Raw genomic sequence first — 14,884 nt, 5'->3', positions numbered from 1 at the left:
AGGCGACCGTCAGCCGCTCGGTTCGGCACCACGGGCCGGAATCTCACCACACTGGACCACCACGAAACCACCCCGCCCGGTGTACTCGATCTGCGCGAGCTCCCCGGACGAGCGGCCGAACAGGTTTCCGATCTTGAAGGAGGACACGACCCGGGTACGCACGCCTGCGGTCCAGGCGACGGCCGCGTCCCGGTCGACACACACGGGCTCGTCGGTCGACAGCACCAGCGGGCTGCCCAGGCACAGCACCGCGACGCCGCCGGTGCCCGACACCTCGGTGTTGAACACGCCTCCCGCGATCATCGCGCCGACGCCCCCCGACGTAGTTGTGATCTTGTAGCGGACGCCGGATTCCAGGGCAAGCAGACTGCGGCCGTTCACGGTCAGGCGGTCGCTGTCCAGGTGAAAGATCGAGATGTGGCTTCCGGACTCGGCGAACCAGGCCGTGCCACGCCCCTTGACCCGCATCAGGTCCTGGCCCTCACCGGTCACCGCACGCCGAAGATAACCACCGACGCCCTGGCCCTTGTAGGCGAAATCGATCTGGCCACGGTAGGCGACCATCGACCCCTGCTTCGCGTACATCTCGCCACCGTCGAGGCGAACCCGCAGCATCCGGTCGCCCGATTCCAGGCCGAACGGCTGCCCACCGTCATTTCCCGCCGCATGCTGCCCGAGTGGTTGATTCACGGACACCATTGAGCCTTTTCCATCTCACGTTTGTCGAGTGCCGTGGCCACAGGCCATACAGCGCGAGCCGCGGTCAGCGCCGGCCGTGGATGCTGACCGCGTAGCCGTCACCCGGTGCGCTCGGGGCGCCTTCCCAGGTGGCGAGGCGACGTTCCAGGGCCAGCCCCGCCTGTGCGCACCACGAGTCGTACTCGGCGAGCCCGAAGGGCGCCTGGGGCAGTGGAAGGTGCGCGGAGTCCAGACCGAACCCGGCCACAAGCAGACCACCAGGCCGCACCCGCTCCGCGAGGGCCCGCACCACACGCGCCTCGGAGCCCTCGGCCAGGAGCGGTATGACATTTCCCGCCGCGACGACCAGGTCGAACTGGCCACCCAGATCCGCGAGGTCGGCGAGGTCAGCGAGCACCCAGCTGACAGCGTCGGAGGCGGCCCGCGCCCGCGCCAGCATCGACGGGTCGACGTCGACGCCGGTGCAGGCATAGCCCAGTTCGGCCAGCCGGATCGCCACCCGCCCGGTACCGCATCCGGCGTCGAGGATCCGTCCGCCCGGCGGGACCAGGGCTGCGCAGAGAGCAGCCTCGCCGTGCACATTCATCCCAGCAGCGGCCAGTTCGGCGAACCGCCGCTCATAACGCTCACCCACGCTGCCGGGGGCCGCGGCGGCCCCCCTGCGGTCGTAGGTTCCGCTGGTTCCGCCCGTTGCGTGCAGGCTCGCCCAGCGGCTGGGCCGCCCGCCCGGACCGAGCCCACCCACACCGTCAACGGCGGCGGTGTCACTCACCACCGCGCCCCACGGCCGCCCGCCGTGCCGGCGAGGCCGGGCCCGCTCACCAGGCCGGGCATGCCGGCCAAACCCTGAACCACCACCGCCCGAGGCTATCGGAGCAGCTGGGAAGCCGGTGTTACAGCGCCGCTCCGTGCCATGCCGGCACCCGGTCGGTGAGCCAGCCCTCGATCACGGCGCGCAGGCTGGCCGGACGCAGATCGAGCCCGTGCAGGCTGCTGAGTGTGACCGCGGTCAGGTCGACGTCGAACTCCCAGCTGCCGATCTGCGCGCCCCACGGCAGGTCCGCCGCGAACAGCACGTTGATCTCCTGGTAGCGCACGCCCTTCTCGACGTACACATGCTCGGCGCAGCCGATGAACTCCAGGTCGGCGACCTCGAATCCGGCCTGTTCGCGGGTCTCCCGCCGCAGCGCGGCCTCCACGGTCTCGCCGGGGTCCACGTTCCCGCCGGGCAGGTAGAACCAGGACTGCCCGCGGCGGTTCGCCAGCAGGACACGGTCGCCTCTGAGGAACAGCACCCGGGCGCTGATCTCGACAGGGGCAGCGGTGATCATGAACGCTCCAGGAGGGCTAGACACATCGGTGCGGATCCGAGCGGGGGGTGGGCCTCCGCGGCCGGCGGCCGGCGGCGGAGGTCAGTCGCCACGGGTGGCCGGCAGCGAGGCGGGGGCGAACTCCGCGGGATCGAGCCCGAGAACGTTCACCGCGTCCAGCACCACTGCCTGCTCACTGACGACGAACTCACCGTCGACCCGACCGATGACCTCACCCAGCGCGATCACCGCCGCCGCTTCGGCCGGCCGGTTCCGGACCTTCGCGATCTCGGCCAGCGCGGTCGCGCGACCCTGCGTCGGATCACTGACGAGCCGGGTGAGGTGGGCGTCGAACAGCGCCTCCAGTTCATCCGAGGCGAAGTGCGACATCACCGGATCGCTGGCGACGAAGGCACGCAGCCCCTCGCGCTCGGCCGGATCCACCCGGCCGTCGGCGGCCGTCACCAGCGCGCACATCGCCACGGCCGCGTCACGGAAGGCGTTGCCGCGCAGCTCCTCGCGCCTGGCGGCGAGCTGCGCCTTCAGCGACGCGACGCTCAGCCGGCGGCCGAGGCGCCCGACGTTCCCGACGCCGGACGCCATCCCGCGCCACAGCGGCCACTCGTCCAGCACCCACCGCCGCACCGCCGTGGCCACCGGAAGCGGACGGAGCCGGGTCGCGACGAGCAGGCCCGCGTCAACCAGGACCAGGTCGCGCCCCTGCCAGGTGGGCGGGACGGGCGCTCCGTCGGACCAGTCGGCGGCGAACAGGATGGTCAGGGTGTGCGCGACCTGCGGGGCGGCGGCGTTGCCAAGCGCGTCGCCGGCGTGTTCGGCGGCACCGAGAAAGCGCCAGCCGCCCGACGGCCCCACGGGCGCCGGGCCGCGGAGGACGACACCGCCGGCGAGGCCGGCCAGCTCACGAGCCAACGCACGTTCGGTGTTCTCCCCCGGCGGCACCGGGCCACCGGGCAGCTCATGCCAGTCGTCACCCGGTGAGCGGGCCAGCAGGACGCTGTCACCAACCCGGACAAGCAGGCGAGCCTCAAGCCGGATCAGGGCAGGCGGGGACATCGCGGAGTACCTCCCGACGGGGGCGAGGACGAGGAGTCGCGGTGTCCGTTCGGACGACGCGCGTCCTACATCATCCCCCAGACGGGGGAGGGCCGGGCAGCGCATCGCCTACGCGCGCCCGGACCGATGTGGTCCGGTCGGTGACATCCGTCCGAGGGCGCCGCCTCACCTGCTGTGGACGCCGCCCTACCTGCCGTAGGAGACGTAGACCCGGGCTCGGTATCCCGTCGCGGCCAGCCTGCGGTGCTCACGGCGCGGGGTGCCACGCACCGTCTGGAACTCGAAGCTGTCCGGGTGGCGCCCGGCCCGCGCGGCGAGCCGGGTGGTCAGCGCCATCAGCCGCGGGTCCTGGGTGGCGATCATCGGATAGCCCGGTCCGGCCATGAGAATCCCCAGACAGGCCGCGAACCCACGGCGCTGGTCGTGAAATGTCGGATCCGCCGTCGCCACCGACCGCCGGACCAGGTGCCGGCCGGGCCGCAGCCGCAGCCGCACCCGGGCGCCCGACCGGGCCAGCTCCCGGCAGTCGGCCGGGGTGCGGCGCAGGTCGGCGCGCAGCGTCACCCCGGTCGTCGGCGCCGCACTGCGCAGGGCCGCCAGGGCCGCCAGAACCTCGTCCACCGAAGCCGGATCATCGGTGTCGCCGTCGGTCGCCAGCGTGACGGTCGCGCCGACGGCCCGGGCCCGGGCACAGATCTCGGCGGCGTTGTCACCGGCCCACTTCTCGCCGTCGTGCGGGATCTCCCGTCCGATCGCGGGAAGCCGCAGGCAGATGTCGAGATCCTCGGCGATGCCCGCGCGATCGGCGAGGTCGAGCAGGGTCAGATACGCCCTGGTGGCGGCGTCGGCGGCAGCGCTGTCCGCCGCGGGCGGGCCGAGCCGGTCGATGGTCGCCAGAATCCGGTCGTCGGCCGCCAGCGCGGCGCGCGCGAGCGCGTCCATCGGGCCGCAGCCGTTGGACGATCGAGACTGCCTGGACACATAAAGTAGCCTCACGTAGCGGCTCGGCGGTGTCCAACCGACCAGTCACCTCGCTGTCAACGGGGCGGGTCGGCGGCAGCCGGCCGCGGGAGCCGGTCCTTCGCCTCCCCGCACGCCCCCGCTCGGACGGCGCCGGCAGAAACAGGGACCAACAGATGATCGCCACGATGGGACGGCGGACCCGATGAGCAAGCTCCTCCTCGGCCCGCTGCACCGCTACGCCGACGACCGTCACGCGACCGTCTGGGTGGAGACCGACCAGCCCTGCACCGTCGAGGTACGGGCCGAGCAGGGACCGCGCGCGGCGGCACCGACCTTCACCATCGCGGGCCACCATTTCGCCCTGGTCACGGTGGGCGAGCTGGAACCGGGCCGGGCCTACCCCTACGAGGTCTGGCTCACCCGGGCCACCCCACCGGACGAGGCCGCCGCGCGCGACGACACACCGCCCGGCCGGGCGGTGCTGGTCTGGCCGGAACCCGGCTCCGCCCAGCCACCGAGCCTGCTGCGGCCGCTCGGCGCCGAACGGCCGGTGCGGCTCGCCTTCGGCTCCTGCCGGGTGACCGCCCCGCAGACGAGGCCGTACACCCTGTCCCCCGAGGCTGATCCACGCGGGCTCGGCACCGACGCGCTGCACGCGCTCGCGCTAAGCCTGGCCACGACGCCACCGCAGGGCTGGCCGGACGTCCTGCTCCTGCTCGGCGACCAGGTGTATGCCGACCACGTGTCGCCGGACACCGCCGAACGGATCCGGCGCCGCCGCGACGTCGGCGTACCGCCCGGCACGGAGATCGCCGACTTCACCGAATACGCCTGGCTGTACCAGGAGGCCTGGTCACAGCCGGAGATCCGATGGCTGCTCTCCACGATCCCCACCGCCATGATCGGCGATGACCACGACGTTCGCGACGACTGGAACATCTCCGCGTCCTGGCGCGCCGAGATCCGCGCACAGCCGTGGTGGGACACCCGGATCACCAGCGGGATCATGGCCTACTGGGTCTACCAGCACCTGGGCAACCTGGACCCGCGGACGCTGGCCGCGGATCCGACGTACGCCGCGGTGGCCGCCGTACCCGACGGCGAGGACGTCGTCCGGGCCTTCGCCCGCCGCGTCGACCGGATGCCGGACCTCGCCGCCCTGGCCGACCTTCCCGCGGGCGACCTCGCCAGTGCGGCCGACGGCGCCCCGGCCGACGACATCGCGGCCGGCGCGTGCCCACCGGTGCCGCCCCGCTGGAGCTTCCGGTGGGATCTCGGGCGCACCCGGCTGATCGTCATCGACTCCCGGCTGGGCCGGGTCGTGGCCCCCGACGGAACCCGCGCGATGGTGAACGACACGGAATGGTCCTGGATCCGCGAGCAGACGTTCCAGCAGGGCGAGATCGACCATCTCCTGCTCGGGACGTCGGTGCCGTTCCTGCTGACACCGACCATCCATCATGTCGAGGCGATGAGTGAGCGGCTCGCGTCCACGCGGTTCGGTGAGCGGTTCGGTGGGCGGCTCGGCGGGTTCTGCCGGTGGTTCGCGCGGACTGTCACGCGCCCGGTGGAACGGGTGCGGCGAACGCTCGACCTGGAGCACTGGGCGGCGTTCAGCCGGTCCTTCACGCAGATGTCGCAGCTGCTCGAAGCGGTCGCCGGCGGCGAGCACGGACCCGCACCGGCCAGCGTCGTCGTCCTGTCCGGGGATGTGCACCACGCCTATCTCGCCCGGGTCTGCTCCGATCGGGCGATGTCGCCGGTGTGGCAGGCGGTGTGCTCGCCGTTGCGCAACCCGCTCGGGCCAGGGATCCGCCGCATCGACGCGCTGTCACGCCGCGCGGCGTTCGCCACCGTCTCCGGCTGGCTGGCCCGCTTCCTCGGGGTGCGGGGCATGTCGGTGCGGTGGGCCGTCACCCACGGCCCGTGGTTCGACAGCCAGCTCGCCACGCTGGAACTCGACGGCCGCACAGCGACCCTGCTCCTCGACAAGACCGAACCGGACGGCGAACCGGCCGGACTCGAGGAGATCCTTCGGGTGACGCTGAGCCAGCCGCTTGAGCCCGGCCAGCCGTTCGGGGCGGGTCAGCCGAAACGGTAGGGCTGGCCGGTGGCCTCCAGGACGGACATCCACAGATCACCGGCCGGGTCGACCTGGTTGCGGTGGCTGACCGCCAGCTCGATCGGCATGTGGATGAAGCGGCGCCGCCACCGGCCGACCACCATCTGGGTGCGCCCGGACATGGCCGCATGCACCGCTGCATGCGCCAACCGAATCGTATAGACGTTGTCGTACGGATTCGCCGGAACGCTGCGGATGTGGTAGCTCGGGTCGATGTACTTCAGGTTCAGCTCGGTGCCGTGCTCGGCGAAGTGGTCGGTGATGCGCCGCGAGAGCTCCGGCCCGATGTCGAAGAGCTTGCGGTTGCCGGACGCGTCCGACGACTCCGGCAGGCCCTCGCCGAGGTCCTGCCCGGCGCCCTCGGCCACGACGACGACGGCGTTCCCCCGCTTCTCGACCCGGCGACGCAGATAGGTGAGCAGCCCGCGCTCCCCTTCCAGGGTGAACGGCAGCTCCGGGATCAGCACCACGTCGGCGTCACTCTTGGCCAGGGTCGCGTAGCAGGCGATGAAGCCGGAATGGCGGCCCATCAGGCGGACGACGCCGACACCGCCGGGTGCCGACGTCGCCTCGGCGGACGCGGCCCGGATCGACTCCGCGGCCTTGGCGAAGGCCGTCTGGAAGCCGAAGCTCTGGTCGATGTAGGGGATGTCGTTGTCGATCGTCTTCGGGATGCCGACAACCGCGATCTTCTCACCGCGCTCGGTGACGACGTCGGCGATCGCCCGGGCGCCGCGCAGAGTCCCGTCCCCACCGATCACGAACAGGATGTTGATGTTCATCCGGGACAGGCAGTCGACGATCTCACCCGGGTCCTGCTGGCCGCGGGAGGTACCGAGGATCGTGCCGCCGTCCTCGTCGATGTGGGCCACCCGCTCCGGGGTGAGGTCGACGACGCTGTGCCCGTACTTGGCGACGAAGCCCTGGTAGCCGTGGCGGAAGCCGAAGATGCGGTTCACGCCGTAGTGGTTGGTCAGCTCCAGCACCAGGCCGCGGATGACGTTGTTCAGCCCCGGGCAGAGGCCACCGCAGGTCACGATGCCAACCCGGGTCTTCGACGGATCGAAGTAGATCTTGCGGCGCGGCCCGGCCGGCTCGAAGCCCGGCAGCTCGTCCAGCGGAACCTTCCGGGACGAGATCATCGTGAGGGTGTCATCGAAGAGGACCTTGTCGCCCTCGTCGATGTAGTGCTGGGTCGTCGGACGCTCGCCGAGCAGCGGCAGGAGCGGTGAATCGATCCGGCAGGGACCGAGGGTGCGCACCTCCAGCTCGGCACCGTCCACGGTCAACGCCTCGCTCACGGCCCCCCGATTCCGTCACCGCCAGGGCATTCCCATTCCAGCGCCCGACTGGACCGGACCACGATCGCCCCAGCTCCCTTCCCGCCTTATCGCACCGAGCGTACCGGTCCGGGCGTCTGGCCCATGACGGTCGTCGATCAGACAACCCGGTCATCCGGCTGGCGGACACCAGGCGATTACCGACAGGAAACGCAAACGACGACCAGCGGACATCACCGGGACAGGGCGAGGACCACCACCTGTCCCGTTCACGGCCTTCGTCCGGTTCATGCCTCCCAGTTCAAACGTCCGGTTCAAACATCCGATTCGCCGGTCCGGTTCGGTCCGGTTCGCGCCCGGCCGAGCCGGTCACCGGACTGGCGCCCGCCGTCCCTCCCTCGGGTTCTTCCCCCGGTCGCCTGGGTGACGCCAGACTCCCGGCGCTACCGGTGCGCGAGCCGAGCGAGATTCGGGAGCAACGCCCCAGCGAGGTAGCGCCGGGCCAGATCCCCGCTCTCCCGGACGTAGCCGGCGATATCGGGAACCGCGTCGGAATGCGGGTGGGTGCCGAGCCAGGCGACCAGCAGCAGCCTGCGCAGCAGAACCATCGTCGGCACGATCGCGAGGTCGTGGGCCGCGAGTGGACGGTCGAGCTGGTAGGCGGCCAGCCAGGCCTCGACCAGCTCCGGGAGCGCCGAACTGTTCTCGACGAAGGACAACGCGGCCGCGAGGTCGTAGAGATACCAGCCGAAGCCGCAGTCGTCGAAGTCGATCAGGTGGACTCCCTCGGGCGTGGCGTGGGTGAGGCCCGGTTCCCGCCCGTCGGCGGGCCGGGCCACCAGCAGGTTCGCCAGTCGCATGTCCGCGTGGATCAGCCCGGCCCGGTCGGGGCCGCGCCCATAGGCGGCGAGCGCGCGCTCCATCTGGGCGACCGCGGGGCCCAGGACCGCGAGCACTGGCTCGGACCGCTCCGCGAGTGCCGCCACCACCCCGGCCCGCCAGCTCCCCCACCGCCCGTACGGGCCCAGCGTCGTCTGCCAGGACCACGAGAAACGCCTGAAGCCGGCCGGCCGCGGCCAGCGCTGCGCATGGTTGTGCAGCCGGCCGGCGAGGCCGCCGAGGACACCGAAGAACGGCACCAGCGCCGCCTCGTCCCCGGGCGTCGGCGATTCACCCTCGACCCAGTCGAACAGCACGGCACAGCGCACCGCCCCACCCAGCCCGACGGTGGTCACGACCGACCCGGACCGGTTCGCCACCGCTCGGGGCGTCGCCACGACACCGTCAGCCCGCAGCGACGCCACCCAGTCGAGCTCGGCGACGATCTCGTCGATCGCGTGGTAAGCCGGCCGATGCAGGCGCAACGCCCACCGGCGCCCCCCGGGCAGGTCATCCACCCGGTAGGTCACGTTCTCCGAGATGTTGACCAGCACCGCCGTCGGGGCAGGACCAAGATCATATTCGGCCAGGACGTCGTCGAGCACCCCGGCGAGCTCGAGGAGCTCTGCGGTGATCACACCGTTGACGCCGTCACCGGAAGCACCAACGGTCACCCTCGCCGGCCCCCTTCGCCCACCTCACAACCCGGCAATCTGCCCGCCGACCACGCTAACGCCAGCGGCAACCCGAGGCCACAGCCCGAAGATCTGAAGATCTTGGTCGTTCTAACAACCAAAACCCTCAAGTCCTGGCCCGGTAGCAGCGGCAGCCCGAAGTTCGGGATCTTGCTACACGGTGGGGGACGACGGACACCCTCAGCTCCTCGAACTGCGACCGTGGGGTGGGCGAGGCCACGGCCGCGCACGTTCCGGTGCCGGGAAAGGCGTGCGGGAGGAGCTGCCCGGGAAAGGAAATCCGGCCGAGGCCGGCGAAATGTGCGACCGCGGCCCGATGACGCCCGGGAAACACGAAAACGCGCCGGCCGCCTAACCACGCACGCCGTGAGCCACGCACGCCGTGAGCCACGCACGCCAGCTACGACGCGCGCCGTCGCCACCACCGGCGAGCTTCTCGGCTCCGCCCAGGTCATCCGCCTGATGGGCCAGTCACCCAGGCACCGTCACACCCTCCCGGCATCCACCGCGGAACCGGCCGGAAACTGGCCGCCGCGGGCCCGCCAAAAGGCCCCCCGGCCCGCATCACCCGGGTTATCATGGGATACACGCAGAATCCGGGGAGACAACGTGATCGTTCCGGAAGGCAGAGTTCCCGAAAGCAGGGTTCCCGACAACAGCGTTCACGGCATCGACCTTTCCGCAACCATCGTTTCCACCACCGGCGTTTCCGGGATCTCGACCTCCTGTCTGCGCTGTGGTCGCCGGCTCACCAGCCCGCCCAGCGTCTCGGCCGGGTTCGGCCCCGGCTGCACCCGGCATTTCCGCCGCACCGCACCCACTCTCACGGGTTTCACAAGCCAGCAGCTCGAGGACGCGTTGGAGCTTCTCGAGCTCGGCGGCATCGTTCCGTTGCGGGGCCGCCGTGTCTGGCTCACCGTCGGCCATCGAGGAGCCACCTACCGCACCGCGCCCACCGGGCAGTGCACCTGCGCCGCGGGGGTCCACGGGAAGCCGTGTCACCACGTGGCAGCGGTCCGCCTCGTCGTCGTCTGAACGGCAGGCGCGCGGGTGCACGGGTGCAGGCGCGGAAACGGCATATGTGGGCAGGTCGCCGGGCGTACCGGGCACGCGCGGGGCGCTACGGCGCGCAGCCGGGTTCTGTCGGGCCGGCGCCGTATCGTCGCGGTGTCCCGCTGGTCCGTCTCCACGGGCGGACGGCGGCTCCGCGCCACCTGACCCACTTGCCGGAGGATCCCGATGCCCGCCCTCGACCAGGTCAAAAGCCGGTCACTGCGTCTGCTGGACTATCTGGCGGCGCTCGCCACGGATCTGCGTGGCGCCCCACGGCGACGGCTGGCCGAGTACGACCCCCTTCCGGTGCTGCCCGGCGACGTGCCCGGCCACGGGGACGTGCCAGGCCACCGCGCCGTCCTGGTGGGTCCTGGGTCGTCGCGCGAAAGCTGGCTGGAGGTCGGCAAGGTCGCGGTGCCGGCCCCGCCTCGGGTTCCCCGCCTGCTGGACGCCTACCTCGGCGGCGTCGACGTACGGCCCGACGCACCGCCCAGGCTGCCAGCCGGTCTGCGGGAGCGGGCGGCCGCGCGCAAGGAGGACCCGGAGGAGATCATCCAGGCGCACGAGCACTGGATGCGTGTCTCCTGGCAGCCCTGGGCATCGAGCGCGCGGGCCGCGTACGCCGCCCGTGATCTCTATGAGCGGCTGTTCGATCTGCGGCTGCGGCACAGCCACGACACCGCCGGATCACAGCTCGTCTGGGGGCATTCGCTGCTGAGCTGGCGGGTCGCGGCCACCGGCGGCGAGCAGGTGGTGGTCCAGCACCCGTTGCTGATCACACCGGTTCGGGTGGAGGTCGACCAGCACGACGGGGTCATCAGAGTCCTGCCCGACGGGCCGACCTCGCTGGAGACGGACCCGGTGCGCGGTCTGGAGGCTCCTGGGCTGCACGAGCTCCCCCGCCTGCGCGACCAGGTGCGCACCAGCCCGCCGGAGGTGTGGGAGCCCGAGGATCTGCACCGTCTGCACCGCCAGGTGGCCGCCCCGCTGGGGCTGGACGCCGCGATCCTGCCCGGCCCCGACGTGCCGTCGCCCGGCACGAACGCCTGTGTCGTCGACACCTGGGCGTTGTTCCTGCGACCCCGACCGGCGGCGGGCGCGCGTTTCTACGCCGAGCTGCGGGAGGCGATGGCCGAGCGGGAGTTCCTGCCCGAGGCGGTGGCCGCGGTCGTCGCCACCGAGTCCCTGGTGGCGCAGGCGCTCGGTGAGGCGTTCGGCGGATCGTTCGACGGCTCGTCGAACTCGTCGAACGCGTCCAGCCCGGTCGACGGTGCCGACGGTGGCGCCTCGGCTGGCCAGGGCGACCGCGAAGGCGACGACTACGACGACGGCTGGGCCGCGACCGGAAGGCGCCTGCTCATGCCCCTGCCGACCAACGACGAGCAGGAGCGGGTGGCCGTCCAGCTCGCCACCGCGCGGGGCGTCACGGTGCAGGGCCCACCGGGAACCGGCAAGAGCCATACCATCGCGAACCTCGTCTGCCACCTCGTCGCCCACGGGCTGCGCGTGCTGGTGACCGCGCAGGACGAGCAGGCCCTCACCGTGCTCCAGGAGAAGATCCCCGCCGACCTGCGCCACCTGTCCGTCGCCGTCCTCGGCGCCAGTCAGGCCCACATCGAGCAGCTGCGCGCGTCCGTCGTCGAGATCCAGGCCGCGGTCGGCGACATCGACCTGCATCGCGAGGCCCGGCTGGTCGACCGGCTCGCGATCGATCTGGACACGGCGCGCTCCCGCACCAGGGCGCTGGAGCTGGAGCTGGTGGAGCTGCTACGCGGTGAGGAGCGCGAGTTCGACCTGCCGGGCGGCCGGCTCCGGGCCGCCGGGGTGTCCGAATGGCTGGCGAGCACCGCGGTCGAGCTGGGCCTCATCCCGGACCGGATCGACCCCGCCACCGCACCGCCGTTGCGGCTCGACGAGCTCGAGGAGCTCTTCGCCCTGGCCCGGCGGATCCCGCCGGCTCAGGCGGAGGCTGCCGGCCTCGACCTGCCCGACCCGGTTGCGCTGCCCGGCGCCGCGCCGCTGTCGGCCCTGTTCGATCGGCTCGACGAGCTCGATGAGGAGGTGTCCGAAGGGGAGCGTCTGGGTCTCGCGCCCGACGCGGTCGACCGGCTCGGCGCGGCGGGGCTCGCCGAGCTGCGCACCGAGCTCCTCGCCGGCGCGGAGGTCCTGCGCCCGTTGGAGGAGCCGTGGCTGGACCGCCTGCGGGAGCAGTGTGCGTACTCGCCGCGGCTGGCCGAGTTCTGGCAGGTCCAGGCGGGTGAGCTGGCCGCGGCGGTGGCCGAGCTGCACGACCTGCGCGGGCAGCTGTTCGGGCACCGGGTGGGTGTGCCCGACACGGATCCCCGCACCCAGCTCGAACAGCTCGACGAGCTACGCGGCCGGTTCGCGGCCGGGAAGGGCCTGCCCCGCTTCGGCGGGCGGGGCCTGCGGGACTACGCCGAGCAGCTGCTCGTCGACGGCTACCCGCCCCGTACCGCCGACGACCTGGACATCGTGCGTGCCGCGATCACCGGCCGGATTCGGGTCGGCACCGCGCTGGGCCGCTACGCCGATGTCGCCGAACAGCTCGGCGCGCCGGGCATCCCAGGCTTCACGGGCCCCACCGGCCCCACCGGCCCCAGCGGCCCCACCGACGACCGCGGCGGATCCGCCGCGGCGGTGTTCGCGCCCGTTCCCGCGCTGGACGCGGTGAGCGGGCAGCTGGCGGCCGCGGTGGGCTGGGAGGCCGGCCAGGGCCGTGAGCTGGCGCACCGGCTGGTGGCGGTGTTCCGCGAGGCACCCACCCGGCCGACCGCGGCCGATCTGGTGCACCACGCCGGCCTGCTCGACCTCGCCGAGAAGCGGATCGCGCAGCAGGTTGCGCGGGCGGAGCTCGCCGGTCTCACCGAACACCTGCGTGCCGGCGCGTCGACGCCGGCGGCGAGCCCCCTGTGGGCCGAGCTGGGCGACGCGCTCGATCACCGCGACACGCTCCGCTGGGCACAGGCACTCGACTCCGCGACCCGGCTGCGTTCGGCGCGGCCCGAGGTCGAGCGCCGGGCCGAGCTCGCCGGGCGGCTCGCCGCCGTGGCACCCCGCTGGGCGGCCCGGGTGCTTGCCGAGCACGGCGACCAGGCCACCTGCGGCGATCCAGGGCTGCTCACCGAGCTGTGGCGGTGGCGGCAGGCCGAGACCTGGCTCGCCGACCTGCATGCCGGCGCCGACATCCCGGCGCTGCAACGGCGCCTCGGCGCGGCGACCGAGGAGAGCCAGCGGCTGGTGCTGGAGGTGGCCGGTCGATCGGCGCGGCTGGCGCTGGCGCGCAACCTCGGCTCCGAGCAGCGTCAGGCCCTGACCGGGTGGGTGCAGGCCCTGAGCCGGGTCGGGAAGGGCACCGGCCGTTTCGCCGGTCGGTGGCGGGCCGAGGCCCGTGCCCACATGACCGCGGCCATGGGCGCGGTCCCGGTCTGGATCATGCCGATCCACCGGGTGATGGAAAGCTTCGACCCGCGGGTCAACGAGCCCTTCGACGTCGTCATCGTCGACGAGTCCAGCCAGTGCGACGTGCTCTCCCTCGGCGTGCTGAGCCTGGGGCGCAAGGCCGTCGTCGTCGGCGACGACCAGCAGACCAGCCCGTCCGCCGTCGGCGTCCCGCGGGACAGGGTCTTCGCGCTGATCGAGAACCACCTGCCCGACGTGGCGCACCGCTCGCTGCTCGACGTCGAGGCCAGCCTCTACGACACCGCGGCGCGGGTGTTCCCGCGCACGGTCGTGCTCAAGGAGCACTTCCGCTGCCTGCCGGAGATCATCGGTTTCTCCAACCGGTTCTACGACCAGCAGATCCTGCCGCTGCGTGAGACTCCGGAGATCACCGTCGGCCCGGCGCTGCGCCCGGTCCGCGTCGCCGGGGGCGGGCGGGCGTCGGGCCGGTTCGGCGATGCCAACGAGGTGGAGGCCGCCGCGGTGGTCGACCAGATCGTCGACTGCTGCGCCGACCCCGCCTACGCCGGCATGACGTTCGGTGTGGTGACCCTGCTCGGGTCCGGCCAGCCCCGGCTGATCGAGCACAGCCTGGTCGAGAAACTCGGGGAGGAGGAGTACGTCCGCCGCCGGATCCGGGTGGGCGACCCCTACCAGTTCCAGGGCGACGAGCGCGATGTGATCTTCGTGTCCGTCGTCGCCGACGACAACCGCTCGGCGGCGACCCGGCGCCGTGACCTGCAACGGGTCAACGTCGCGGCGAGCCGGGCCCGCGACCAGCTCTGGGTGTTCCACACCGTCGCACCGGAGACGCTGCGCGACGACGACGTCCGTCGCCAGCTCATCGAGTACATGTACGCCGCGCCCGCCGCCGAGGAGGTCACCCGCCTCGCGGACCGCTGCGAGAGCGAGTTCGAGCGGGCGGTGCTGCGCGAGATCCTCACCCGCGGCTACCGGGTGCGCCCACAGCACCCGGTGGGGCGTTTCCGCATCGACCTGGTGGTCGAGGGCGACGGTACCCGGCTCGCCGTCGAATGCGACGGCGACCGCTACCACGGCCCGGAGCAGTGGGAGACCGACCTTCGCCGGCAGCGGATCCTGGAACGGCTCGGCTGGACGTTCTGGCGGATCCGCGGCTCGGAGTTCTACCGCCATCCGGGCCGGACTCTCGACGGCCTGTGGAAGCAGCTCGACCAGCTGGGCATCCGCCCGGCACCGGCCACACCCGCCGTGCCACCGGCCGCATCACCTGCCGATCCACCGGCGCCGGGGGCGTTCCCGGGGGCAGCAGCCGCCCTCGGTTAGCTACCCTCGGTTGATGCCAGGCGACCCGTCATCGCTGCGCGTCAG

At 72.3% G+C, this 14,884-nt stretch carries 10 protein-coding genes; 3 read left to right on the top strand and 7 right to left on the bottom strand.

What is annotated here, in order from left to right; translation table 11 throughout:
- Positions 1 to 9 precede the first annotated feature (9 nt).
- From FREUN1FDRAFT_RS01370 to FREUN1FDRAFT_RS01350, 5 genes are all read right to left on the bottom strand, one after another.
- On the bottom strand, positions 10 to 699 hold the full coding sequence (locus FREUN1FDRAFT_RS01370; protein ID WP_006538123.1) for an AIM24 family protein: 690 nt from the start codon (positions 697 to 699) through the stop codon (positions 10 to 12).
- A gap of 64 nt (positions 700 to 763) precedes the next feature.
- Positions 764 to 1,474 (bottom strand): bifunctional 2-polyprenyl-6-hydroxyphenol methylase/3-demethylubiquinol 3-O-methyltransferase UbiG, encoded by a 711-nt coding sequence (locus FREUN1FDRAFT_RS01365; protein ID WP_006538122.1) that lies wholly within the window; start codon positions 1,472 to 1,474, stop codon positions 764 to 766.
- Positions 1,475 to 1,592: 118 nt separating this feature from the next.
- On the bottom strand, positions 1,593 to 2,030 hold the full coding sequence (locus FREUN1FDRAFT_RS01360; protein ID WP_006538121.1) for an NUDIX domain-containing protein: 438 nt from the start codon (positions 2,028 to 2,030) through the stop codon (positions 1,593 to 1,595).
- Between the two features lie 81 nt (positions 2,031 to 2,111).
- Complete coding sequence (locus tag FREUN1FDRAFT_RS01355) at positions 2,112 to 3,083, bottom strand: TerB family tellurite resistance protein (protein ID WP_006538120.1); 972 nt, start codon at positions 3,081 to 3,083, stop codon at positions 2,112 to 2,114.
- 186 nt (positions 3,084 to 3,269) lie between these two features.
- Positions 3,270 to 4,064: a hypothetical protein gene (locus FREUN1FDRAFT_RS01350; protein ID WP_006538119.1), complete on the bottom strand. Its 795-nt coding sequence runs from the start codon at positions 4,062 to 4,064 to the stop codon at positions 3,270 to 3,272.
- A gap of 184 nt (positions 4,065 to 4,248) precedes the next feature.
- Here FREUN1FDRAFT_RS01350 and FREUN1FDRAFT_RS01345 point away from each other — a divergent pair, with 184 nt between their 5' ends.
- Positions 4,249 to 6,147, top strand: a complete 1,899-nt coding sequence (locus FREUN1FDRAFT_RS01345; RefSeq protein WP_006538118.1) for an alkaline phosphatase D family protein — start codon at positions 4,249 to 4,251, stop codon at positions 6,145 to 6,147.
- Here FREUN1FDRAFT_RS01345 and FREUN1FDRAFT_RS01340 read toward each other — a convergent pair.
- Together FREUN1FDRAFT_RS01340 and FREUN1FDRAFT_RS01335 are read right to left on the bottom strand one after the other, a co-directional pair.
- Positions 6,132 to 7,469 (bottom strand): ATP-dependent 6-phosphofructokinase, encoded by a 1,338-nt coding sequence (locus FREUN1FDRAFT_RS01340; RefSeq protein ID WP_035948554.1) that lies wholly within the window; start codon positions 7,467 to 7,469, stop codon positions 6,132 to 6,134. The two genes, FREUN1FDRAFT_RS01345 and FREUN1FDRAFT_RS01340, sit on opposite strands and share 16 nt — an antisense overlap.
- Before the next feature lie 422 nt (positions 7,470 to 7,891).
- Positions 7,892 to 9,001, bottom strand: a complete 1,110-nt coding sequence (locus tag FREUN1FDRAFT_RS01335; protein ID WP_006538116.1) for a phosphotransferase enzyme family protein — start codon at positions 8,999 to 9,001, stop codon at positions 7,892 to 7,894.
- A 630-nt stretch (positions 9,002 to 9,631) separates the two neighbouring features.
- Between FREUN1FDRAFT_RS01335 and FREUN1FDRAFT_RS01330 the strand changes: the two genes are divergently transcribed.
- On the top strand, positions 9,632 to 10,057 hold the full coding sequence (locus FREUN1FDRAFT_RS01330; RefSeq protein WP_006538115.1) for a DUF6011 domain-containing protein: 426 nt from the start codon (positions 9,632 to 9,634) through the stop codon (positions 10,055 to 10,057).
- A gap of 204 nt (positions 10,058 to 10,261) precedes the next feature.
- Positions 10,262 to 14,839: an AAA domain-containing protein gene (locus FREUN1FDRAFT_RS01325; protein WP_006538114.1), complete on the top strand. Its 4,578-nt coding sequence runs from the start codon at positions 10,262 to 10,264 to the stop codon at positions 14,837 to 14,839.
- Positions 14,840 to 14,884 lie beyond the last annotated feature (45 nt).

It is taken from the genome of Parafrankia sp. EUN1f, assembly GCF_000177675.1.
Taxonomy (GTDB): Bacteria; Actinomycetota; Actinomycetes; order Frankiales; family Frankiaceae; genus Parafrankia.
Note: the sequence above shows the minus strand (reverse complement) of the source record. Positions and strands in the feature narration are given on the sequence as shown.